Source organism: Pseudomonas frederiksbergensis, from assembly GCF_003732665.1.
Classification (GTDB): Bacteria; Pseudomonadota; Gammaproteobacteria; order Pseudomonadales; family Pseudomonadaceae; genus Aquipseudomonas; species Aquipseudomonas frederiksbergensis_G.
The window spans coordinates 552421-576150 of record NZ_MOBP01000006.1 but is presented as its reverse complement, the minus strand read 5'-3'; the positions used below and the strand labels follow the sequence as shown (position 1 = coordinate 576150).

Here is a 23730-nt window from a genome sequence, read left to right as displayed (position 1 = left end):
CAGCGTATTACCAAGCCACGCCAAACCCTGCGGTATAGCGCGTCTTGTTCAAATCAGCATCGTTGGTGCCGCTGATGACGTCCCGTTCGGCTTTAAGGTTGAGCGACGCCCAGTCGGTGACCTTGTAACGCAGGCCCATTTCCGCATCGAGCGAGTAATCGGCCACGCCGGACAACGGCTTGCCCACCTCGCCGTTAGTGAAGAACTCAACCTTCTTTCCAATCAGATAACGGTTGTAGTCCCACTTCATGGCCACGGAATAGAAGTTGTCCTTGCCACCATCCCGGTACTCGTAATCCGTACGGTTGATCAGAGAGCCGAGGGAGAACGCGCCTAGCTCGTTATCCCAGAACTGATACCCCGGACCCGTACCGACAACGCGCTGACGGGACAGGTCTTCGACCTTGTCGCGCTTGTAGTTCACGCGACCATCCCAGTACCAGTGTTCGGTGAGGAATCGGTCAAGGGAATACTCGGCCCGCCAGTTGTCGGTGGTAACCACGTCATCCTGGAACTCGCGGTTGTACTCACCTTCTGCGGTATGGCGCCAGCGACCATGACGGGCCGTGGTCTTGAAGCCGACATCGTAATCATCGGTATCGCGCTCGGCGCGCTGGTAATCCAGCGCCATGTCGACATTACCCTTCCATACCAGGTCTTCGACGACCGGCTTGGGCTTGAGAATCTGCTGGATACTCGCCAGCTCGACGGTTTTCGGCGCCTCGCCATTGGCCAGGGTGACCTTGCCATCTTCTGCGGCCTTCAACGACTTGGCCTTCTCGCCGTTATAGGCATCCTGCTTGACCAGCAATTCCTGATCGCTCTCCAGGGTCTTGACCTGTTTCCAGTCAATCGGGACCGCACCGGCGTATTCGGTCTGGATCAGCAGCTTGCCGCCATCGAACACGGTGATCTTGCCGCTCAATTTGTCACCGTTTTTCAACCAGACGGTATCGGCGAGCAAAGGTGTGGAAGCACTGAAAACAGCGAGGCACAGCAAGGTTCTGGGGAACATAAGCAAATCGAAGGCTCTGGTTTGCGAAAAAAAGTCGGCATTATCCCAAGGAATAAGGCGCTAGCAAGGACTGACCCGACTATTTCTATTGAGTTCCTTTCTCAATTGTTACTTCAGGACTTAACCTACAGGCAGCAAAACCCATTCCTACAGGAACTGCGGACGTGACAGACGCGACCAGCGAAACCGAAAGCCCGGCGCAAATCCGACGCACGGCGCTCTACCTGACCCTGGCCCAAGTGCCCGAGGGCAAAGTCGTGAGTTACGGACAATTGGCCGAATTGGCGGGGCTGGGCCGTGCGGCGCGCTGGGTCGGTCGCACCCTGAGCCAATTGCCTGGCGACACCAAGTTGCCCTGGCATCGAGTGCTCGGTGCCGGCGGTCGGATCAGCCTGCCGGTGGGCACCGCTTCGGGGGATGAACAAAGGGCACGTTTGCGCAGTGAGGGCATCAGTATCCTGAACAATCGTGTTGATATTCAGCGTCATGGCTGGCGCCCGGTAGAGCACAGCGGTTAGAGTGCGCGCTTTGTTTCCGTAATCTTGAGGCAGACTTCAGCCCATGCCCCGTAAAACCTGGCGCGCCGCGCTCGCCGCCTATGCCAGCCCTTCAACACTTGTGCTGTTGCTGCTTGGTTTCGCCGCCGGCTTGCCCTACATGCTGGTGTTCTCGACGCTGTCGGTCTGGTTGCGCGAGGCCGGTGTGGCCCGCGAGACCATTGGCTATGCAAGTCTCATCGGTTTGGCCTACGCCTTTAAATGGGTGTGGTCCCCGCTGCTCGATCAATGGCGCCTGCCATTATTGGGCAAACTCGGCCGCCGCCGCTCCTGGCTGGTGCTCGCCCAATCCCTGGTGATCCTGGGCCTGATCGGCATGGGCTTCTGCGACCCGCAAAAGCACCTGTCCTGGCTCATCGCCATCGCCGTGATCGTCGCGTTCGCCTCGGCGACCCAAGACATCGCGGTGGACGCCTATCGTCTGGAAATCGCCGAAGACAGCCGCCAGGCCGCGCTGGCCGCCAGCTACATGTCCGGCTATCGGATCGCAGCGTTGCTGGCCACCGCCGGCGCGCTGTTTTTCGCCGAAGGCTTTGGCTCGACAGGCTTCAACTACCAGCACTCGGCCTGGACCGGCACTTATGTGCTGTTCGGCGCCCTGATGATCCCGGCGCTGCTCACCACCCTGTTCATGCGCGAGCCGCCGGTGCCGCTGCGCACCCAGTTGCAGGCCGGACGCTACAGTTTTGTGCATCAATTGGCCTCGGTGTTCGTGTTGATCGTGTTGCTGGTGTCCGTACCGGCCATGTTCACCCAGCTCTACAACACCGATTTCGCCAGTGTGCTGTTCGGCGGCGTCAGCCTGCTCGACCTGCTGCTCGAGGACCGCGCATTCCTGCGGGCCATTCTCTATATCACCCTGACCGCCCTGTGCCTGTCCTCCATGGGCCGCCGCGGGTTGGCACCGGTGTTGACGCCAGTCAACGACTTCATTCTGCGTTATCGCTGGCAAGCGTTCTTGCTGCTCGGGCTGATCGCCACCTATCGAATGTCGGATACGGTCATGGGCGTGATGGCCAACGTGTTCTACATCGACCAAGGCTTCACCAAGGATCAGATTGCCAGCGTCAGTAAGATCTTCGGCCTGATCATGACCCTGGTCGGTGCCGGCATGGGCGGTCTGCTGATCGTGCGTTTTGGCATCCTGCCGATCCTGCTCATCGGCGGCATCGCCTCGGCAGCCACCAACCTGCTGTTCCTGATGCTCGCCGACATGGGCGCCAACCTGAACATGCTGATCGTGACCATTTCCCTGGACAACTTCAGCTCGGGCCTGGCCACGTCAGCGTTCGTCGCCTACCTGTCGAGCCTGACCAACCTCAAGTTCTCCGCCACCCAATACGCCCTGCTCAGTTCGATCATGCTCCTGCTGCCGCGCCTGATCGGTGGCTACTCCGGGGTCATGGTGGAGAAATACGGCTACCACAACTTCTTCCTGATCACCGCCCTTCTTGGCGTGCCGACGCTGCTGCTGATCGCCCTGCACTGGTTCCAGGAGAGCCGCAAGGCCGGCCCGACGCCGACGCCTGAACCGGTGCAGACGCCGGTCGTGGAAGAGTCGTAGGAAACGTCCCGAATGGCGGGAGGATTCCCGCCATCGAGCCACACCGCCGGCCGCACTTCTGTACGTCAGCGGATCTCGCCCGTACAATGCTCCGTCATTTCTCGTCATCAGCAACCGACAACGGCCAACCATGCGCACCAGTCAATTTTTGCTCGCCACACAGAAAGAAACGCCTTCCGACGCGGTCGTGATCAGCCACCAGCTGATGCTGCGCGCCGGCATGATCCGCAAACTCGCCTCGGGCCTGTACACCTGGCTGCCCATGGGTTTGCGAGTGATGCGCAAGGTCGAAGCCGTCGTTCGTGAAGAAATGAACGCCGCCGGCTCGCTTGAAGTGTTGATGCCGAGCACTCAGCCGGCTGAACTGTGGCAGGAATCCGGTCGCTGGGAAGAATACGGCCCTGAATTGCTGCGCTTCAAGGATCGTCACGGTCGCGACTTCTGCGCCGGCCCGACCCATGAAGAAGTGATCACCGACCTGATGCGCAACGAGTTGAGCAGCTACAAACAGCTGCCGATCAACCTGTATCAGATCCAGACCAAATTCCGTGACGAAATCCGTCCACGTTTCGGTTTGATGCGCGGTCGCGAATTCATCATGAAGGACGCCTACTCCTTCCACGCGGACCAGCCTTCGCTGCAGGTCACCTACGACCGCATGCACCAGGCCTACTGCAACGTATTCACGCGCCTGGGCCTGAAATTCCGCCCTGTTGAAGCCGACAACGGCTCCATCGGCGGTGCCGGCTCCCACGAGTTCCACGTACTGGCCGAGTCCGGCGAAGACGATATCGTGTTCAGCAACGGTTCCGACTACGCCGCGAACATCGAGAAAGCCGAAGCCGTGCCGCGTGAAACATCCCGCGCCGCGCCTGCCGAAGAGCTGCGCCTGGTCGACACCCCGAACGCCAAGACCATTGCGCAACTGGTCGAAGGTTTCGGTCTGCCTATCGAAAAAACCATCAAGACCCTCGTGGTCCACGCCGAAGAAGCAGGCAAGCTGATTGCCCTGATCATCCGTGGCGACCACGAACTGAACGAAATCAAGGCCGCCCAGCAACCAGGCGTTGCCAACCCGCTGGTCATGGCTTCGGAAAGCGAATTGCGTGACGCGATTGGCGCCGGTGCCGGCTCCCTCGGCCCGCTGAACCTGCCGCTGCCAATCATCATCGACCGTTCGGTCGAGCTGATGAGCGACTTCGGCATTGGCGCGAACATCGACGACAAGCACTACTTCGGCGTGAACTGGGAACGTGACCTGCCGGTTCCAACCGTGGCCGACCTGCGTAACGTCGTGGCCGGCGATCCAAGCCCGGATGGCAAGGGCACCCTGGAAATCAAGCGCGGCATCGAAGTCGGGCACATCTTCCAGCTGGGCAACAAGTACAGCAAGGCGATGAAGTGCGAAGTGCTGGGCGAGAACGGCAAGCCGGTCACCCTGGAAATGGGTTGCTACGGTATTGGCGTGTCCCGCGTGGTGGCTGCCGCCATCGAGCAGAACAACGACGACAAAGGCATCATCTGGAGCGACGCACTGGCGCCATTCCAGGTTGCCCTGGTGCCGCTGCGCTACGAAACCGAACAGGTTCGCGAAGCCACCGACAAGCTGTACGCCGAATTGACGGCGGCCGGTTTCGAAGTGCTGCTGGACGATCGCGACAAGAAAACCAGCCCGGGCATCAAGTTCGCGGACATGGAGCTGATCGGCATTCCTCACCGGATCGTGGTCAGTGACCGCGGCCTCGCCGAAGGCAATCTGGAATACAAGAGCCGCACCGAGGCCGAGGCGCAAGCCCTGCCGGTCGCTGACGTGCTGTCTTTCCTCCAGGCCCGTATCCGCCGCTGACACCAGATAGAGAAGTCATGTTCAAGCGAAACACCTTAGGCCTCGGTGGTGCCGCCCTGTGCGGCGCCCTGCTGGTCAGCGGCTGTGCCAATCAAATGTCACAACGCAGCGAGCACGAGGAACGGGTCGAGCGCAAATTGCTCGATCACAGCCTGCAGATCGATGTCGGTGAGCCCAAGGTGCTTGAGCTGCCGCAACGCCGGGTGAAAATCCACGAGCAAAAAACCTTCGAAGTCACCGAATTTGAAGTCACGCGCCATTACGATCGCTACACGCCGTACCAACCCTGGCGGGAGGTCTACGAGATCCCGCTGGGCATGGTGGCTATCGTTGCAGGCGTCGGTGCGAACGTGGTCAACGTGTTCGCCCTCGGCAACCTGCCGGACAGCGTGACGAAGGATTGGCTGAGCTACGGTTTTGCCGGGATCAACCCGTTCATGAACGTGCAGTCCCATGGTCGCGCCCAGCAAAACCTGGCGGGCATCGATGAAGTCCAGCGCGATAAGCGCACGGAATATTCGAGCTTGCCCTGGAGCGAGCGTCCGGTGCAGGTAAAGGCCGGCAAGGAAACCTTCGACCTGAATACCGACAAAAACGGCGTGTTACGCCTGAATCTGTTGGACAGTCCGTTCGCTGAACATGACATCAACCATCTGAGCCGACTGCTGATCACGGTCGCCGATGCCCAGGACGACGTGCACACCGACTCGTCCCTGGCGGTCAGCAGCGGCTTGCGCGGCAAGTTGCTCGAAGCCCACGGGTTGATTTACGACGACCTCGAAGACGACGAAGTGAGCCAGTGGGTACACCGGGTCAAACGCCTGTCGGAACTGGGTCTGGAAGAAGAAGCCAGCGAGCTGGAACAGAGCCTGATCGAACTGACGCGTAACGACCCCGAGCTGCAGACCGAATTCCTCAAGTCCTTGAACAAGGATGCGGGGCGGTTGGTGGCGGATCCCAATCCGAATTAAAAGCAAAAGCCTAAAAGCTTCGCGAGCAAGCCCGCTCCCACAGGGGATTTGGAAGTGTTCACAAATAATGTGTCCACAGCAGATCCAATGTGGGAGCGGGCTTGCTCGCGAAGACGGCCTCACATTCACCACGACTTTTACACCCTGCCGCTATCGCTCAAACAACTCCATCTGCTCAAACCCACCCCGCAAATCCTCCAGCCTTACCCCGATTCCCAACAACCGCACCGGTTTGCCGCCGCGATTGAATGCCTGAGTCAGCAACAACTGATAACTCCCCAAGTCCCGCCCTGCCCCGGCCTGCTCCAGCGTGGTTTGGGTGAAGTCATGGAATTTCACTTTGACGAACGGCTTGCCCGGCCGATAGCTGCTGTCGATGCGCGCCATGCGCCCGGCCAGGGTCTCCAGCAGCTCAGGCAACTTATCCAGGCAACTCACCAAATCCGGCAGGTCCACGTCGTAGGTGTTTTCAACGCTGATGGATTGCCGACGGTTGTCGTTGTGCACCAGTCGCTCATCGATGCCACGGGCCAGGCTCCACAATCGCTCACCAAAACTGCCGAATTCGCGAACCAGCGCCAACTTGTTCCACTCACGCAGATGCGCGCAATCAATGATGCCGAGTCTGGCGAGCTTGTCGGCGGTGACCTTGCCCACACCGTGCAGCTTGCTCACCGGCAAACCGCTGACAAAATCTTCCACCTGGTCCGGGGTGATGACGAACAAGCCATTGGGCTTTTTCCAATCGCTGGCGATCTTGGCCAGGAACTTGTTCGGCGCCACCCCCGCAGAGACCGTGATGTGCAACTGATTGGATACGCGACGGCGGATGTCCTGGGCAATCCGCGTGGCGCTGCCGCCAAAATGCGCGCTGTCCGACACGTCCAGGTAGGCCTCATCAAGGGAAAGCGGTTCGATCAGGTCGGTGTAATCGCTGAAGATCGTATGAATTTCCTTTGACGCTTCTCTATAGGCGTCCATGCGCGGCTTGACGATGGTCAGGTCCGGGCACAGCTTCAAGGCGTGCCCGGAGGACATCGCCGAGCGCACGCCATAGGCCCGTGCCTCGTAATTGCAGGTGGCAATCACCCCACGCCGGTCCGCCGACCCACCCACCGCCAGTGGCTTGCCGGCCAGGCGCGGGTCATCACGCATCTCGATGGCGGCGTAGAAACAGTCACAGTCGACGTGGATGATTTTGCGTTGAGTCATATAAAAGCGGTGTTCATGGCAAGGAAATGACGTGATGACTAGCCGGATCGGCAGTATCTCACTGACACCTGTATATAGCACCAGTACTCTGAATCTTCTTTATCTGCTGTAGGAAATGGCCGGATGAATTTATTTTCTCAATCGAATAACACCTGTCGATAGAGCTGCAAGCCTTGCCGCGCCTGACTTCCAGCGCTGCCGCCCTGCCCGTTTTTCAGCTAAGCGATTGAACAGGAACAGGTTTTCTTCACATTGAAGGTTGACACCCCAGCGTTCCTCTGTAGAATGCCGACACACAGACGCGGGATGGAGCAGTCTGGTAGCTCGTCGGGCTCATAACCCGAAGGTCGTCGGTTCAAATCCGGCTCCCGCAACCAAACATCAAGAAAGGCTACTCGAAAGAGTGGCCTTTTTTGTGCGCGTCTGTTTTGTGGAATACACCGCTCATCCGCGCACCGGGCAGAAATAAGAAATCGTTCTGATTCCGAAACTTACCTTTGCCCTGCTACCGTTCGACACTAATTCACGCTTATTTGACCTATCTCGGGATTAACGGTTGACACCCAAGCGTATCTCTATAGAATGCCGCCACACAGACGCGGGATGGAGCAGTCTGGTAGCTCGTCGGGCTCATAACCCGAAGGTCGTCGGTTCAAATCCGGCTCCCGCAACCAAACATCAAAAAAGGCTGCTCGAAAGAGTGGCCTTTTTTGTATCTGTTGAAAAAGTCCTTTCGCAACAATGATCTGTCACCGTGCAGTGAACCGTTCGGGATCACCAAGGCTCTGAGTTCAGACTATGCTCTGTGCCAGGCAGGCCCTCTACGACCGATGACGCGCCATCGCCGCAATGCCGCGAGAAGCGTTAATATTTGTGATTATTTTTTTCTACAGGGATTGGTAACTTGGCTCGATACCTCCATCCTGTCGCGCACAATCCAAGAGGTGATTGATGCGCGCCAACTCGTCTGATCCACAAGACACCGTCACAGCGACACAACCTATCAAGGCCGAGCGTTTGCGCCTGCTTGATCTGGTCAGCAAATACCGCCAGCCGATTGGTCTGGCCGTCACCTTGCTGTTGTTCGCTATCGCGCTGATTGCCTGTCGCCATCTATTAAGCGAACTCGATCTGTATGCGCTTCACGACTCGATCCTGGAAGTCCCGAAACCGGCCTTGATTGGCGCATTGGGCGCGACCGTCGTCGGCTTCATTATTCTGCTGGGCTACGAATGGTCCGCCAGTCGCTACGCCGGTGTGACCCTGGCGCCACGTACCCTGGCCTTGGGCGGCTTCACCGCTTTCGCCATCGGCAATGCCATCGGTCTGTCGATGTTGTCGGGCGGCTCGGTTCGCTACCGTTTATATGCACGTCACGGCCTCGGGGCTGCCGACGTTGCGCACATGACCCTGTTCGCCAGCCTCTCTCTGGGCTGCGCCCTGCCCCCGCTGGCGGCATTGGCGACCCTGAGCAACCTGCCCGCCGCCTCCTCCGCCCTCGGCCTCTCCGAGACCTTGCTCGGGTTGATTGCCGCCGCCGTGTTGCTGCTTACCACCGTGCTGGTCATCGGCATCTATCGCCGTCGCCTGCCGGAGCAACCTTACCCGGACAACCTGCTGGTCAAGGCCGGACGCCGTACCCTGCGCCTGCCGGGCCGCCGCCTGACGTTCCTGCAACTGGTGATCACCGCCCTCGATGTGGCCGCCGCTGCCACCGTGCTTTATCTATTGCTGCCGGAAGCCCCACCCTTCGGCGCGTTCCTGCTGATCTACCTGCTGGCCCTGGCCGCCGGTGTGCTCAGCCATGTGCCCGGCGGTGTCGGGGTGTTCGAAGCCATTCTGCTCGCGGCGTTCGCTGACACCCTTGGCGCCGCACCATTGGCCGCTGCGCTGCTGCTGTATCGCCTGATCTATGTCGTGCTGCCGTTGCTGGTGGCCTGCGTGTTCCTGCTGATCAACGAAGGCCAGCGCCTATTCCAGTCCCGGCAGTCATTGCGGGCGGCTTCGGGTCTGGCGGCGCCGATTCTGGCGTTGCTGGTGTTCCTGTCGGGCGTGGTGCTGCTGTTCTCCGGTGCGACCCCGGAAATCGACACGCGCCTGGAACACATCGGTTTCCTGATTCCTCATCGACTGGTAGACGCCTCGCACTTCGGCGCCAGCCTGATCGGCGTGCTGTGCCTATTGCTGGCCCAGGGCTTGCGCCGCCGTCTCTCCGCCGCGTGGATGCTGACCACCATTCTGTTGCTGGTGGGCGCCGTGCTCTCGCTGCTCAAGGGTTTCGACTGGGAAGAAGCCTGCCTGATGACCCTGACGGCGAGCCTGCTCGGGGTGTTCCGGCGCTCGTTCTACCGCGCCAGTCGCCTGACCGAGTTGCCGTTCTCGCCGCTGTACCTGGTCGCCAGTCTTTGCGTCCTCGGCGCGTCGATCTGGCTGCTGCTGTTTGCCTATCAGGACGTTCCGTACAGCCATCAACTCTGGTGGCAGTTCACCCTCGACGCTGACGCGCCCCGTGGCTTGCGTTCGCTTTTAGGTGCAGCCGTGTTGCTGGTAGTGGTGTCGCTGACCTGGCTGCTGCGCACCGCACGCCCGATCATTCACTTGCCGACCCCGGACGAACTGGACCGCGCCGTAAAGATCCTCATGGCCTCGTCGCAACCCGACGGCGGCCTCGCATTGACCGGTGACAAGGCGTTGCTGTTCCACCCCAACGACGAGGCGTTCCTGATGTACGCCCGCCGTGGCCGCAGCCTGGTGGCGCTGTACGACCCGATCGGCCCGACCCAGCAACGGGCGGAAATGATCTGGCAGTTCCGCGACCTCTGCGACATCCACCACGCACGCCCGGTCTTCTATCAAGTGCGCGCCGAGAACCTGCCGTACTACATGGACATCGGCCTGACCGCGATCAAACTCGGCGAAGAAGCCCGGGTCGATCTGCATCGCTTTGATCTCGAAGCCAAGGGCAAAGAGATGAAAGACCTGCGCTACACCTGGAACCGCGGCACCCGTGACGGTCTGTCGCTGGAGATCCATGAGCCAGGACACGCGCCGATGGATGAGTTGAAGGCAATTTCCGATGCCTGGCTGACCGGCAAGAACGTGCGCGAGAAAGGCTTCTCCCTCGGCCGTTTCAGCGATGACTACCTCAAGCATTTCCGCGTTGCGGTGATTCGTTTTGAGGGGCGCCCGGTGGCGTTCGCCAACCTGCTCGAGACCTACGGCCATGACCTGGCCAGCCTCGACCTGATGCGCGCGCACCCGGACGCCCCGAAGCTGACCATGGAGTTCATGATGGTCGGCCTGATTCAATATTATAAAAATCATGGATACGCCAGGTTCAGCCTGGGCATGGTGCCGCTGTCGGGTCTACAACCCCGTCGCGGCGCGCCACTGACCCAGCGCCTGGGCTCGATGGTCTTCCGCCGTGGCGAGCAGCTCTACAACTTCCAAGGCTTGCGCCGCTTCAAAGACAAATTCCAGCCTGACTGGGAACCCCGTTATATGGCCGTGCCCGCCGGACTCGATCCGCTGGTTGCCCTGGCCGATACTGCTGCCCTGATTGCGGGCGGCTTGACTGGATTGGTGAAACGCTGATGATTCAACGCTCCTTGCGGTACGTACTGGCCACACTGGTAGTGCTGGCCCTGATTGTCGGTGGCGGTTACTGGTACATGAAACGCCCGGCACCAGAACCGACCCTCGAATTGCTGACGCCTGCCGACGGCGCCGCCATGACCCGGGTGATTCCCGGCACCACGCCAAAAGCTCAGGTATTGGTGGCGGTCACTGCTGAACAGAAACTCAGCGATCAACAACTGAAGTCCCTGAGCCGCAGCGCTGCGGCGCAGATCGTCCAGGTGATCCTGCCCAAAGACTGCCTGCTGCAAAGCCGTGCCCTGCAATCGGGTTTGCGTGAACTGAACGGCCCGGCGACCCTGGTCAGCGGTATCGGCCCTGGCGCCGTGCTGGCGTGGCGCTGGTTGTCCGAGCAGAAGAACGACAAGGCCCAGGCCATTTCCGTGGACCTGGCCCTGGAAAAGGGTGGTTGCACTCACCTGCTGCCAAAAAGCGCCGCCCACGGCCACTGGCTGGTGGCCTGGAACGACAACCCGGACGACGCCAGCGCAGGCTTCGTGCGCGATCAACCGAACGCCGAAACCAGCATCAGCGACTACGACATCAACCTGCCGCAAGTGCTGAACAACGAACTGCGCAAGATCCTCGTCGGTGGTGACAAGGCTGCCGGTGGCTTGCAGATTCCTGTCGTCGAAGTCCCGGCCGGCCAGGCCAAGGACACCGTGACCCTGTTCCTGTCCGGTGACGGCGGCTGGCGCGACCTCGACCGCGACGTGGCGGGCGAGATGGCCAAGATCGGCTACCCGGTGGTCGGCATCGACACCCTGCGCTACTACTGGCAGCACAAGAGCCCGGAGCAAAGCGCCCTGGACCTCGCCGAGCTGATGCAGCATTACCGCCAGAAATGGGGCACCAAGCGCTTCATCCTGACCGGCTACTCGTTCGGTGCCGACGTCCTGCCAGCGATCTACAACCGCCTGGCCGAGTCGGAACAGCAACGGGTCGACGCAATCATCCTGCTGGCCTTCGCCCGCACCGGCAGCTTCGAAATCGAAGTCGAAGGCTGGCTCGGCAACGCCGGCAAAGAAGCCGCCACCGGCCCGGAAATGGCCAAGTTGCCTGCCGACAAAGTGGTGTGCATCTACGGCGAAGAAGAAGTCGACGAGAGCGGCTGCACCGACAAGACCGCTGTCGGCGAGGCTATAAAGCTGCCTGGCGGCCACCACTTCGACGAAAACTATCCGGCACTGGCACAGCGTTTGGTGGACATCATCGTCAAGCGTCAGGCCAAGGAAGAGGCGACGGCGCAGGAGTGATCTGAGCCCCCGCCCGATAAAAAGCCCCCGCAGCCGTTTGGTTGCGGGGGCTTTTTTACATGTACTGATTTGAAGCAACTCCAGCTAGCCGGACTTTATGCAGATGATCTGTATTTCCAAGGCTAAAGCTGAACATCTATCCACGTTACGTCGTCTTCAACAGCGATAAAGTCGCTATCCGGTGCTGACAACAACCTGCTTTGCTGCGACTCCGTTAACTCTGCCCAGAAGCCGTCGGTCACGAAAACCAGTCGCTCACCTACGGCCAGATGGTGAAAAACAAAGTCAGGGTGTGGAACACGATTAACCTTCAGGCATCGAGTTACTTGGTTTCGAGCAGGATCTTGCGCCAGCTCACGGTGCGAACGGTCGCGCCTCCAATTGGCCTTGCAGTGGGGCTGTGTGATCCACTCGATCATGCCTGCCGGCGTCACGACACCGCACGAACAGTCACCCTCATACGCAAGCGTGAGCTTCCCATGAGCAGCGAAACCGATCAGGTAACACACGCTGCCCGCCTGGTCCGCAAACAAAGCGGCGTGAAGCTCGGCCAGCACGGAACCAAGTACCTCCTCGACGGCTTCATGCTCAGTGATATCGCCCCTCTGATCCATGTGTTTCGGGCAGGCCGCTAAAACAGCTTTTACAAAACATTCTGCCAGTTGGCCACTGCCGGGCTTCGACGTACCGTCCGTGACGACGAATAGCCCTCTGTCACCGTCGCAAAGAGCCCCAGCAGAGTCATGGTTGGCTTTCCTCGTCCGCCCTATTACTGATCTAGTGGTGTATCTCATGCGCTGGCCAAATCCTTCATGCGCATGTGAATAATTCGCCCTCTTCCCGGATTGGCCTGCACCGAGCCTGAGCTTTCAATCACGTAGTCGATACCATTGAGAACCGTGAGTTCTTGAATTCCAGTGGTGATGAATTCCTTGAGCTCAGGCTCAGCGCTGCGAACTTCTTCTAAAAGCTCTTTACGACCATCAATCAGAATGAGGATATCTTCGACGTCCTTGTGGTAAGGATCGCCCCCACCGCGACCGCTAAAGGCCTCTAGTTTCGTGGCAAGAAAGTAGGTCGGCTTGAATATCTGGATGACGGCCCCGCTGGGCAACGTAAATTTATCGGCCCTCGCCAGTCCCTCCACGAACCAACGATTGGAATATCCCAGAACAGCGGGGTCAGAAGGCATCACGTCTACAACGACGTCGTTGAAGCGGAAGCGACAGTTGACTTCGTCTTCACCAGTGATCTTGAAGTTCTTGGCCGCCAGACGTTCTATGAGGTGTTGCCAAGCGCTAATGCCTGCCAGCTCGATCACCAAGTCAACATCATCAGTGAAACGAATGTCGTCCAGCACAGCCGCATCCGTGACCAGCATGGCTGTTGTGCAACCGCCGACAAAAGCCACCTCAGTCAGAAACGCCTCCCCCAAGCCGTCAGCAACAAATTCTATGAGCTCGTAGTTGTGATCAGCGTTTGATGACATGTTATTTCAGCCCCATCCCTGCCTTCAGAATGTTAATCGCCACACCACACTCTCGCGGGCCACCAAGGCGGATCGCATCAGCCAGCGCAAGATAGTGATAAAGGGTTCTGTCCCGCTTCACCGCTTCCGGCACCGTCTTGTAGAGCGGCTCTATCGCTTGACCTCGCTCAGTTCCAAGGGCATCCGGCCAAACCGGAATCAACCCGCCAGCGCTCTTGATGCTTTTGGACAGCGCTGGTGCGGCGAAGCCTGTTGGAATGCCGCGAACCATTGCGCCCGGCTTCACAGGGAAAAAGTATTTCAGAGCGTGCTCGGTAATTTTCAGCAGCTCTCGCCGATTAACTTTTGCAAGCCCGGTGTCGTAGTCATTGGTGAGCAATCCTGATTCACGACACCTGGCTATTGAGTTTGAAACCTCGCTTTTGCTGAGCCCAAGTGACGCAGACAACGCACGCAACGAGTAGCCTTCACTCCAGCTCGCCAGCGGAGCAGAAGGGACAGGCTCTGACCACCCTTCCCACCCATCTTCGTCGTCCATGGGTGAGTAGTATTCCCGGCGGTGGAATACGGTTTCTTCACCGTCAGTAGGGTAGGTGACTAGCGGCTGCCCCACTCCTCCCCCTGCCGTCATTCGGTTTAACTGCAGGGGCTTCAGTAATCCCTCAACCGTGTTCGAATTCGATTCAGACTCCATCCTCCCAAAGAGATTTTCTTCCTGAGCGTGTAGGCTTGCCATTTTAAATAAAAGCAAAATGTCTTGACTCTTCATGGAGCTAGAAACCTCAAGTGTCCACATTCCATAAAACGTGGACACTTGTCTCATTGCAAATATTGAACAGTCAAGTACTTTCGATTTTTCTCATTCGCCTGCTGCAACGAAAAAAACTTCGACTTGTAAAATCACTTGCCACGCTACTTTCATTTACTGAACGGCATCGCAATATCAGATGACGCCGACAGACCTTGTAGGCAAACTCCGAATCGTGGTTTTTGGGCACTTTGATGCCTTGTTGCGCTTTTCTTCGACGGGATACTCTCCGGACGTCGCTGACCATTCAGCGATCGGGCTTGGAAACCCGTCGAAATTAGTCGCAACAGCGTGCCCTTCACGATCGCAAAGGCTTTTTATTTTGCGCTCTTGAGTTATGGCGGCTGTGCGCGGGACGTCTTCGGACGTGCCGGTTTCCTAATTTCCCGGTTTTCCAACCCGCGCATAGCTGTCACCCATTCGCTTGGAAACGAATGTGACAGCCCTTCAAATTAGGAATTACATATGACTAAAGTTGATTCGACCGCGATTTCAGAACTAAAAACCATCGGCTTCACCCCCGTCATCTACTGCTCGAACCAGGCATTATTCAACGTCCGCGCCGGCCTCCCCATCGTTGACGCATTGTCACAAGCCTCCGACCTGTTATTCCTCGCCAAATCCTTCGCCGAGGATGCCGCTTACGCCAAAGACAATGACCGCCATGCCTGGGCCGCGCATTACCTGACGGCAATGGGCAAGGCCGTGATCGATGATGTGGTGAAGGTGCTGACCCCGCGACCTGCGCGGACAAAGACTGAATCTGAAGAAGAGCTGCCTGAGAGCAAGTAACGCCGCAGACCCCATGTGGGAGCGGCGGTGCGACGATTCGACTTGCTCGCGAAGGGGCCGTCAGTCGACAACTATGTTGAATGACACACCGCCTTCGCGAGCAAGCCCGCTCCCACAGGGGATCTTCATTGCATTGGAGTGATGTGATCGGCCACAAAAAAGCCCCCGCCACCTCAACGGCAACGGGGGCTTTTTGATAACGCCAAATTACATCTCCACCTGCGTCCCCAATTCAATCACCCGGTTCAGCGGCAGATTGAAGAACCTCAGGTTACCGTTGGCGTTCTGCAACATGAACGCAAACAACGCCTCGCGCCAGCGGGCCATGCCTTCGAGTTTGGAGGCGATGACGGTTTCGCGGCTGAGGAAGTAGGTGGTGCGCATCGGGCTGAAGTCCAGGTCATCGAGGTGACACAGTTTCAGCGCTTGCGGCACGTCCGGTTCGTCGACGAAGCCGAAGTGCAGGATCACCCGGAAGAACCCTTCACCGTAGGAATCCACCTCGAAACGCCGGGAGGCGGGCACACGCGGGATGTCTTCGTAGACGACGGTCAGCAGCACCACTTGCTCGTGCAGCACCTGGTTGTGCAGCAGGTTGTGCAACAGCGCGTGGGGCACGGCGTCCGGGCGGGCGGTGAGGAACACGGCCGTGCCCTGGACGCGGTGCGGCGGTTGCACGCGGATACTGCTGATGAAGATCGGCAGCGGCAGTCCGCCTTCGTCCAGACGCTCCACCAGCAGTTGCTTGCCGCGCTTCCAGGTGGTCATCAGCACGAACAGCACGATACCGGCGATCACCGGGAAGGCCCCGCCCTGGACGATTTTCGGCACGTTGGCGGCGAAGTACAGACCGTCGACCAGCAGGAAAGCAATCGACAACGGCACCGCGATGAACGGTGGCCATTTCCACAACAGCAACATCACCGCCGACACCAGCACGGTGGTCATCAGCATGGTGCCCGTCACCGCGACGCCGTAAGCCGAGGCCAGGGCGCCGGAGGATTCGAAGCCGATCACCAGCAGGATCACACCGACCATCAGCGACCAGTTCACCGCGCCAATGTAGATCTGGCCCTGTTCGGCGCTGGAGGTGTGGCGGATGTGCATGCGCGGAATGTAACCGAGCTGGATCGCCTGACGGGTCAGGGAGAACGCGCCGGAAATCACCGCTTGGGAGGCAATCACCGTGGCCATGGTCGACAGGCCGACCAGCGGGATCAAGGCCCAGCTCGGCGCCAGCAAGTAGAACGGGTTGCGCGCAGCTTCCGGATCACCGAGCAGCAAGGCGCCCTGGCCGAAGTAGTTCAGCACCAGCGCTGGCAGCACGAGGATGAACCACGCACGGGCAATCGGCTTGCGGCCGAAGTGGCCCATGTCGGCGTACAGCGCTTCGGCGCCGGTCAGTGCCAGCACCACAGCGCCAAGAATGGTCACGCCCATGCCTGGGTGCGCGATGAAGAAACGCACGCCCCACACCGGGTTCATCGCATGCAGCACTTCCGGCTGTTGCAAGATGCCGTAGACGCCCAGGGCGCCGAGCACCACAAACCAGGTCACCATGATCGGACCAAACAAAATGCCGATGCGTGCGGTGCCGTGGCTCTGGATCAGGAACAGCGCCACCAGTACGACCAACGACAACGGCACCACCCAATGGTCGATACCATCAAATGCCAGCCCCAGGCCTTCAATCGCCGAGAGCACGGAAATCGCCGGGGTGATCATGCTGTCGCCATAGAACAGCGCCGCACCGATCAGCCCGCAGACCACCAGCAAGGAACGCAGCTTCGGATGCCCCGCCGCCGCCCGCCGGGCCAACGCGGTCAACGCCATGATCCCGCCTTCGCCCTGGTTGTCGGCACGCAACACAAACATCATGTACTTGAATGAAACGACCCAGATCAGCGACCAGAAGATCAATGCCAGGATGCCCAACACGCCGTCATGGTTGACCGGTACGCCATAGGCACCGGAGAACACTTCCTTAAGGGTGTACAGCGGGCTTGTGCCGATATCGCCATAAACCACCCCGACTGCCGCGACCAGCATGCCGATCGGTTTTGCCGCCGAATGCTCGGCGCCCGCCGCCTGACTACTTGCCTGCCCCATCCAAAAACTCCTACTACTCAGACCCGGACTTCTTATAAGAAGCACTATGCTTTGCCGTGCAGCATGCGCTGTTTTACTTCAGGTTACAGACGATTTGTTGACTGTAAAAATTCGGTAAAGCGTACCGGCGCGAAGCATAGCGCAGCACTCGTCGTATTTCCCTGCATAAAGCTGGTCAAGTGCGCCTCTCATCGCTAGAATTGCGCACTTTTTGATCAGAGGCACACCAAGTGCCCGTCTGTCGCCTTGCCCACTTCGGCTGGAGGCGTCAACAAATACCGAGGTTAGACATGTCCACCACTCCCGCCACGGCCAATCCAAAGGTTGGCTTCGTATCCCTGGGCTGCCCCAAAGCCCTGGTCGACTCTGAGCGCATCCTTACCCAGCTGCGCATGGAAGGCTATGACGTCGTGTCCACTTACGAGGACGCCGATGTCGTGGTGGTCAACACCTGCGGTTTCATCGATTCGGCCAAGGCTGAGTCGCTGGAAGTGATCGGCGAAGCCATCAAGGAAAACGGCAAGGTCATCGTGACCGGCTGCATGGGCGTCGAAGAAGGCAACATCCGCAAGGTGCACCCGAGCGTGTTGGCCGTGACCGGTCCGCAGCAGTACGAGCAAGTGGTCAACGCCGTGCACGACGCCGTGCCGCCGCGCCAGGATCACAACCCGCTGATCGACCTGGTGCCGCCGCAAGGCATCAAGCTGACCCCGCGTCACTACGCGTACCTGAAGATTTCCGAAGGCTGCAACCACAGCTGCAGCTTCTGCATCATCCCGTCGATGCGCGGCAAACTGGTCAGCCGTCCGGTCGGTGACGTGCTCGACGAGGCCCAGCGCCTGGTCAAGGCCGGCGTCAAAGAGCTGTTGGTGATCTCCCAGGACACCAGCGCCTACGGCGTTGATGTGAAATACCGCACCGGTTTCTGGAACGGCGCGCCGGTGAAAACCCGCATGACCGAACTCTGCGAAGCCTTGAGCAGCCTCGGCGTCTGGGTTCGCTTGCACTACGTTTACCCGTACCCGCACGTCGACGAGCTGATCCCGCTGATGGCCGCCGGCAAGATCCTGCCGTACCTGGACATCCCGTTCCAGCACGCCAGCCCGAAAGTCCTGAAAGCCATGAAACGCCCGGCCTTCGAAGACAAGACCCTGGCGCGGATCAAGAACTGGCGCGTGATCTGCCCGGACCTGATCATCCGTTCGACCTTCATCGTCGGCTTCCCTGGCGAAACCGAAGAAGACTTCCAGTACCTGCTGGACTGGTTGACCGAAGCGCAGCTCGATCGCGTCGGCTGCTTCCAGTACTCGCCGGTCGAGGGCGCACCGGCCAACCTGCTGGACGCGGCCATCGTGCCGGACGACGTCAAGCAAGACCGTTGGGACCGCTTCATGGCGCACCAACAGGCCATCAGCTCGGCACGCCTGCAACTGCGTGTCGGCCGTGAAATCGAAGTGCTGGTGGACGAAGTCGACGAGCAAGGCGCCGTTGGCCGCTGCTTCTTCGATGCCCCGGAAATCGACGGCAACGTGTTTATCGACAACGGCAGCAACCTGAAGCCAGGCGACAAAGTCTGGTGCAAAGTGACCGACGCCGACGAGTACGACCTGTGGGCTGAACAGATCTAAACGCAAAAAATACGAAAAGCCCTGCTCTCTTGACGAGATGCGGGGCTTTTTTACGTCTATCGTTTTGTGGAGAAAGGATTCGCATCATTCACCCCATGAGAGGCAGGCGGGCATGCGCCACCATTCGGTCATCCACACACCGAAACAGAGTGATTACGAAGAACTCACCCGGGTCTGGGAGGCCTCGGTGCGCGCCACCCATGATTTTCTGCCAGACAGCTACATCGAACTGTTGAAGAACCTGGTGCTGACCCGATACCTCGACGCGGTGATGCTGATCTGCACCAAGGACTCGCGCCAGCGCATCACCGGGTTCGCCGGCGTCGCGGCGGGCAAGATCGAAATGCTCTTTATCGACCCGGCCCATCGCGGCCAGGGCCTGGGCAAGCAACTGCTGCGCTATGCCCTGGAACGCCTGAACGCCGATGAGCTGGACGTCAACGAACAGAACCCGCAGGCGCTGGGGTTTTACTTCAAGCAAGGGTTTGAGGTGATCGGCCGCTCGGAGGTTGATGGCATGGGTCAGCCGTATCCGCTGTTGCATATGCGTCTACGCCAAGGGCAACAACTGGCCCGCAACGGTTAACACAAGAACAGTGTGGGAGCGGCTTGCTCGCGAAAGCGGTCTGTCATTCAACCGATGTTTTGACTGATCCACCGCTTTCGCGAGCAAGCCCGCTCCCACATTAAAAGCACATGAGGCAAATGGACCCGCGATTAACCCGCGCCCAGCAGGTACAATGCCCACCCCTTTTTTGTTACGGCCCTGTCATGACTGACCCGATTCGTCTCTCCAAACGCCTCATCGAACTCGTCGGCTGTTCCCGTCGGGAGGCTGAGCTGTTCATTGAGGGCGGCTGGGTCACCGTGGACGGCGAAGTCATCGACGAGCCGCAGTTCAAGGTCGAGAACCAGAAAGTCGAGCTCGACCCGGAGGCCAAGGCCACCGCGCCGGAGCCGGTGACCATTCTGTTCAACGTGCCCGTGGGCATGGACGCGGACACCGCGATGGCGACCATCAGCGCCGAGACCCTGAGCGAAGAACACCGCTTCAGCAAACGTCCGCTCAAGGGTCACTTCCTGCGCCTGACCGCCAGCACCGACCTGCAGGCCAACGCCAGCGGTCTGCTGGTGTTCACCCAGGACTGGAAGATCCTGCGCAAGCTCACCGCCGATTCGGCGAAAATCGAGCAGGAATATGTGGTCGAGGTTGAAGGCGACATGGTGGCTCACGGCCTCAATCGCCTGAACCATGGCCTGACTTACAAGGGTAAGGAACTGCCGGCGGTCAAGGCCAGTTGGCAGAACGAAAACCGTCTGCGCTTTGCGATGAAGAACCCACAACCGGGCGTGATCGCCCTGTTCTGCCAGGCCGTGGGCCTGAAGGTCGTCGCCATCCGTCGCATCCGCATCGGCGGCGTGTCCATCGGCAAAGTGCCGCTGGGGCAATGGCGCTACCTGTCCGGCAAAGAGAAGTTCTAAGACTTTTCACACCGCCCTACATTTCGGCGCCGCTGCTTATGCGGCGCCCACTGCTGAATATCAGGATTGCACACCATGATTCATAACGACGTACTGCGCAGCGTGCGCTACATGCTCGACATCAGCGACAAGAAAGTCATCGAGATCATCAAGATCGGCGGCATGGACGTGTCCATGGAAGACCTGCTGACCTACCTCGACAAGAAAGAGGAAGACGAGGAAGGCTTCGTGCGCTGCCCGGACGAAGTCATGGCGCATTTCCTCGATGGCCTGGTGATCTTCAAGCGCGGCAAGGACGAAAGCCGTCCGCCGCAGCCGATTGAAACCCCGGTGACCAACAACATCATCCTGAAGAAACTGCGCGTGGCCTTCGAACTGAAGGAAGACGACATGCACGCGATCCTCAAGGCTTCCGAGTTCCCGGTGTCCAAGCCTGAGCTGAGCGCGCTGTTCCGCAAATTCGGCCACACCAACTACCGCACCTGTGGTGACCAGTTGCTGCGCAACTTCCTCAAGGGCCTGACCCTGCGCGTTCGTCCGCAGTAACGGCGGCCAACCCTGTAGGAGCAAAGCTTGCTCGCGATGGCGTTTTCGAGATCGCCATCGCGAGCAAGCTTTGCTCCTACAAATAGATCTCCATTCCTCGCAAAAATAGTGGCTCCGCTTCCGGCGGCTGACGACTAGGGTGTATTGACCCTTCAGTTCTCAGGATTCGCCATGCACCCGTACTTTTCCCTGCAAGACCGCACCGCTCTGGTGACCGGCGGCACTCGTGGTATCGGCAAAATGATCGCCAAGGCTTACGTCGAGGCCGGCGCGACCGTGTTCGTCTGCGCCCGGGATGCCGAGGCTTGCCTGCAAACCGCTGAAGAGTTGAGTGCGTTCGGCGCCTGCCACGGCATGGCGGCCAATCTCGCTAACGAAGAAGGCGTGCTGCAACTGGCGACGCGCCTGGGCGAGCAGATCGATCACCTGGATATTCTGGTCAACAACGCCGGCACCACCTGGGGCGCGCCACTGGAAAGCTACCCGATCAAGGGCTGGGAAAAGGTCATGCAGCTCAACGTGACCTCGGTGTTCAATTGCATCCAGCAGTTTTTGCCGTTGCTGCGCAAGGCCGGTTCCGCCGCCAACCCGGCGCGGATCATCAATATCGGCTCGGTGGCCGGGATTTCTTCCTTCGGTGAACAGGCATATGCCTATGGGCCGAGCAAGGCTGCCCTGCATCAACTGTCGCGAATTCTGGCGCGGGAACTGGTGAGTCAGCACATCAACGTCAACGTGATTGCGCCGGGGCGGTTTCCGAGCAAGATGACGGCGCACATCGGCAATGATGAGCAGGCGCTGGCGGAAGATACGGCGTTGATTCCGATGAAGCGCTGGGGTCGGGAGGAAGAAATGGCGGCGCTGGCGATCAGCCTGGCGAGTACGGCGGGGGCGTATATGACCGGGAATATCATTCCGTTGGATGGTGGGTTTAGTCTCTGAGATCGGTGGCGCGGCCTTCGCGAGCAAGCCCGCTCCCACATTGGATCTATGGTGGTCAGAAGATTAGTTCACACCGCAGATCCCCTGTGGGAGCGGGCTTGCTCGCGAAGAGGCCCTACCTGTCACCGCCGATTCCAGGGTTGATCGGGTTATCATGCCCGCCTCTTCCCCGCTTCGATCCCCAAACCATGACCTACAGCGTTTCCCCCATCGGCTTCGTGCGCTCCTGCTTCAAGGAGAAATTCGCCATCCCGCGCCAACCGCAGCTGGCCCCGGCCGCTCGCGGTGTGCTGGAACTGGTGGCGCCGTTCGATCAGGGTGACGCGGTGCAGGGACTGGAGCAGGTCAGTCACGTCTGGTTACTGTTCCTGTTCCATCAGGCCCTGGAAGAAAAGCCACGACTGAAGGTCCGCCCTCCTCGCCTGGGCGGTAACAAGTCCATGGGCGTGTTCGCCACCCGTGCGACCCATCGGCCCAATGGCATCGGCCAATCCGTGGTGAAGCTGGACAGGGTCGAAGCCAATCGGTTGTTTATCTCCGGTATCGACCTGCTGGACGGCACGCCGGTTCTCGACATCAAACCCTACGTGCCTTACGCCGACATCATCGACAGCGCCTCCAACAGCATCGCCAGCGCCTCGCCGCAGTTGATTCCCGTGCGGTGGGCAGAGGCAGCGCTGCAACAAGCTCACGAGCACGCCAAGCGCCTTGGTGAGCCGTTGGTTGCGCTGATTGATCAATGCCTGGCACAAGACCCACGTCCGGCGTACCAGATTCCTACACCTGAACGGGAATACGGCGCGCAGTTCTGGGATCTGGATGTGCGCTGGCACTACCCGGAAGCCGGGGTGATTCGCGTCCTCGAAGTCATCCCCGTCTCCAACTAATGTAGGAGCTGTCGAGTGAAACGAGGCTGCGATCTTTTGATGTTGCTTTTAAAAACAAGATCAAAGGATCGCAGCCTCGTTTCACTCGACAGCTCCTACACAGCTCCTACAGGGATTGTGCCAGGCATAAAAAAGCCCCCATTGCCTGCACAGGCAATGGGGGCTTTTCAGTGAGGCGGTGTTCCTACTTCTCGACGAACGCTCGCTCGATCAGGTAATCACCCGGCTCGCGCATCCGCGGCGAGACTTTCAGGCCGAAGCTGTTCAGCACTTCGCTGGTCTCGTCGAGCATGCTCGGGCTGCCGCACAGCATGGCGCGGTCGTCCTGCGGGTTGATCGGTGGCAGACCGATGTCGCTGAACAGCTTGCCGCTGCGCATCAGGTCGGTCAGGCGGCCTTCGTTCTCGAACGGCTCGCGGGTCACGGTCGGGTAGTAGATCAACTTGTCACGCAGGGCCTCGCCGAAGAACTCGTTCTGCGGCAAGTGCTCGGTGATGAATTCGCGGTAGGCGACTTCGTTGACGTAACGCACGCCGTGGCACAGGATCACTTTTTCGAAACGCTCGTAGGTTTCCGGGTCCTGGATGACGCTCATGAACGGCGCCAGACCGGTGCCGGTGCTGAGCAGGTACAAGTGTTTGCCAGGCTTCAAGTCGTCCAGCACCAGAGTGCCAGTAGGCTTTTTGCTGATGATGATCTCGTCGCCTTCCTTCAGATGCTGCAACTGGGAAGTCAGCGGACCATCAGGCACTTTGATGCTGAAGAACTCGAGATGCTCTTCCCAGTTCGGGCTGGCAATCGAGTAAGCGCGCATAAGCGGGCGGCCGTTGGGCTGTTGCAGGCCGATCATCACGAACTGACCGTTCTCGAAGCGCAGGCCCGGATCGCGGGTGCACTTGAAGCTGAACAGAGTGTCGTTCCAGTGGTGAACACTGAGGACACGCTCGTGGTTCATGTTGCTCATGTACGTGGGACTCCTGGAGATTGGGT

At 59.4% G+C, this 23730-nt stretch carries 20 protein-coding genes and 2 tRNA genes; 16 read left to right on the top strand and 6 right to left on the bottom strand.

The window, feature by feature from the left end; genetic code table 11:
• Positions 1-7: 7 nt before the first annotated feature.
• Entirely contained in the window at positions 8-1015 is a 1008-nt protein-coding gene (locus BK665_RS12670) for a DUF481 domain-containing protein (RefSeq protein ID WP_123405912.1), read from the bottom strand.
• Between the two features lie 164 nt (positions 1016-1179).
• Here BK665_RS12670 and BK665_RS12665 point away from each other — a divergent pair, with 164 nt between their 5' ends.
• The 4 genes from BK665_RS12665 (at position 1180) to BK665_RS12650 (ending at position 5953) form a co-directional block, all read left to right on the top strand.
• Complete coding sequence (locus tag BK665_RS12665; RefSeq protein WP_123405910.1) at positions 1180-1533, top strand: MGMT family protein; 354 nt, start codon at positions 1180-1182, stop codon at positions 1531-1533.
• Positions 1534-1576: 43 nt separating this feature from the next.
• Positions 1577-3136, top strand: coding sequence for an AmpG family muropeptide MFS transporter (locus BK665_RS12660; protein WP_123405908.1), 1560 nt, complete (start codon positions 1577-1579; stop codon positions 3134-3136).
• Between the two features lie 130 nt (positions 3137-3266).
• Positions 3267-4982: a proline--tRNA ligase gene (locus BK665_RS12655; RefSeq protein ID WP_123405906.1), complete on the top strand. Its 1716-nt coding sequence runs from the start codon at positions 3267-3269 to the stop codon at positions 4980-4982.
• Between the two features lie 17 nt (positions 4983-4999).
• Positions 5000-5953, top strand: coding sequence for a hypothetical protein (locus tag BK665_RS12650; RefSeq protein ID WP_123405904.1), 954 nt, complete (start codon positions 5000-5002; stop codon positions 5951-5953).
• 150 nt (positions 5954-6103) lie between these two features.
• On the opposite strand, the gene dinB is transcribed toward BK665_RS12650, so the two are convergent.
• Entirely contained in the window at positions 6104-7165 is a 1062-nt protein-coding gene (gene dinB, locus BK665_RS12645) for a DNA polymerase IV (RefSeq protein WP_123405903.1), read from the bottom strand.
• Between the two features lie 300 nt (positions 7166-7465).
• Here dinB and BK665_RS12640 point away from each other — a divergent pair.
• From BK665_RS12640 to BK665_RS34435, 5 genes are all read left to right on the top strand, one after another.
• Positions 7466-7542, top strand: a tRNA-Met gene (locus tag BK665_RS12640).
• A 220-nt stretch (positions 7543-7762) separates the two neighbouring features.
• Positions 7763-7839 (top strand) — tRNA-Met (locus tag BK665_RS12635).
• A gap of 277 nt (positions 7840-8116) precedes the next feature.
• A complete protein-coding gene (gene mprF, locus BK665_RS12630) occupies positions 8117-10759 on the top strand; it encodes a bifunctional lysylphosphatidylglycerol flippase/synthetase MprF (protein WP_123405901.1) in 2643 nt (880 codons plus the stop codon).
• Entirely contained in the window at positions 10759-12057 is a 1299-nt protein-coding gene (locus BK665_RS12625) for a virulence factor family protein (RefSeq protein WP_123405899.1), read from the top strand. The genes mprF and BK665_RS12625 overlap by 1 nt, the downstream gene beginning before the upstream one ends.
• 479 nt (positions 12058-12536) lie before the next feature.
• Positions 12537-12692: a hypothetical protein gene (locus BK665_RS34435; RefSeq protein WP_185076502.1), complete on the top strand. Its 156-nt coding sequence runs from the start codon at positions 12537-12539 to the stop codon at positions 12690-12692.
• A gap of 155 nt (positions 12693-12847) precedes the next feature.
• On the opposite strand, the gene BK665_RS12615 is transcribed toward BK665_RS34435, so the two are convergent.
• A complete protein-coding gene (locus BK665_RS12615; RefSeq protein ID WP_123405895.1) occupies positions 12848-13546 on the bottom strand; it encodes a hypothetical protein in 699 nt (232 codons plus the stop codon).
• Between the two features lies 1 nt (position 13547).
• Positions 13548-14315, bottom strand: a complete 768-nt coding sequence (locus BK665_RS12610) for a MarR family transcriptional regulator (RefSeq protein ID WP_123405892.1) — start codon at positions 14313-14315, stop codon at positions 13548-13550.
• Between the two features lie 504 nt (positions 14316-14819).
• On the opposite strand from BK665_RS12610, the gene BK665_RS12605 reads away from it, so the two are divergent.
• Positions 14820-15146: a DUF3077 domain-containing protein gene (locus BK665_RS12605; protein ID WP_123405890.1), complete on the top strand. Its 327-nt coding sequence runs from the start codon at positions 14820-14822 to the stop codon at positions 15144-15146.
• 207 nt (positions 15147-15353) lie between these two features.
• Here BK665_RS12605 and BK665_RS12600 read toward each other — a convergent pair whose 3' ends face one another.
• The gene (locus BK665_RS12600; RefSeq protein WP_123405888.1) at positions 15354-17255 is read right to left on the bottom strand and encodes a potassium transporter Kup; all 1902 of its coding nucleotides are present in this window, start codon (positions 17253-17255) and stop codon (positions 15354-15356) included.
• 290 nt (positions 17256-17545) lie between these two features.
• On the opposite strand from BK665_RS12600, the gene rimO reads away from it, so the two are divergent.
• The 6 genes from rimO (at position 17546) to tsaA (ending at position 22740) form a co-directional block, all read left to right on the top strand.
• Positions 17546-18883, top strand: coding sequence for a 30S ribosomal protein S12 methylthiotransferase RimO (gene rimO, locus BK665_RS12590; protein ID WP_123405886.1), 1338 nt, complete (start codon positions 17546-17548; stop codon positions 18881-18883).
• A 112-nt stretch (positions 18884-18995) separates the two neighbouring features.
• A complete protein-coding gene (locus BK665_RS12585) occupies positions 18996-19469 on the top strand; it encodes an acetyltransferase (RefSeq protein ID WP_123405884.1) in 474 nt (157 codons plus the stop codon).
• 185 nt (positions 19470-19654) lie between these two features.
• Positions 19655-20365 (top strand): rRNA pseudouridine synthase, encoded by a 711-nt coding sequence (locus BK665_RS12580; protein ID WP_123405882.1) that lies wholly within the window; start codon positions 19655-19657, stop codon positions 20363-20365.
• A gap of 75 nt (positions 20366-20440) precedes the next feature.
• Positions 20441-20911, top strand: coding sequence for a YehS family protein (locus BK665_RS12575; protein WP_054047039.1), 471 nt, complete (start codon positions 20441-20443; stop codon positions 20909-20911).
• Positions 20912-21082: 171 nt separating this feature from the next.
• Entirely contained in the window at positions 21083-21853 is a 771-nt protein-coding gene (locus BK665_RS12570) for an SDR family oxidoreductase (RefSeq protein WP_123405881.1), read from the top strand.
• Positions 21854-22041: 188 nt separating this feature from the next.
• Positions 22042-22740, top strand: a complete 699-nt coding sequence (gene tsaA, locus BK665_RS12565) for a tRNA (N6-threonylcarbamoyladenosine(37)-N6)-methyltransferase TrmO (RefSeq protein ID WP_123405878.1) — start codon at positions 22042-22044, stop codon at positions 22738-22740.
• A 184-nt stretch (positions 22741-22924) separates the two neighbouring features.
• On the opposite strand, the gene fpr is transcribed toward tsaA, so the two are convergent.
• Positions 22925-23704 (bottom strand): ferredoxin-NADP reductase, encoded by a 780-nt coding sequence (gene fpr / locus BK665_RS12560; protein ID WP_003443014.1) that lies wholly within the window; start codon positions 23702-23704, stop codon positions 22925-22927.
• Between the last annotated feature and the right edge of the window lie 26 nt (positions 23705-23730).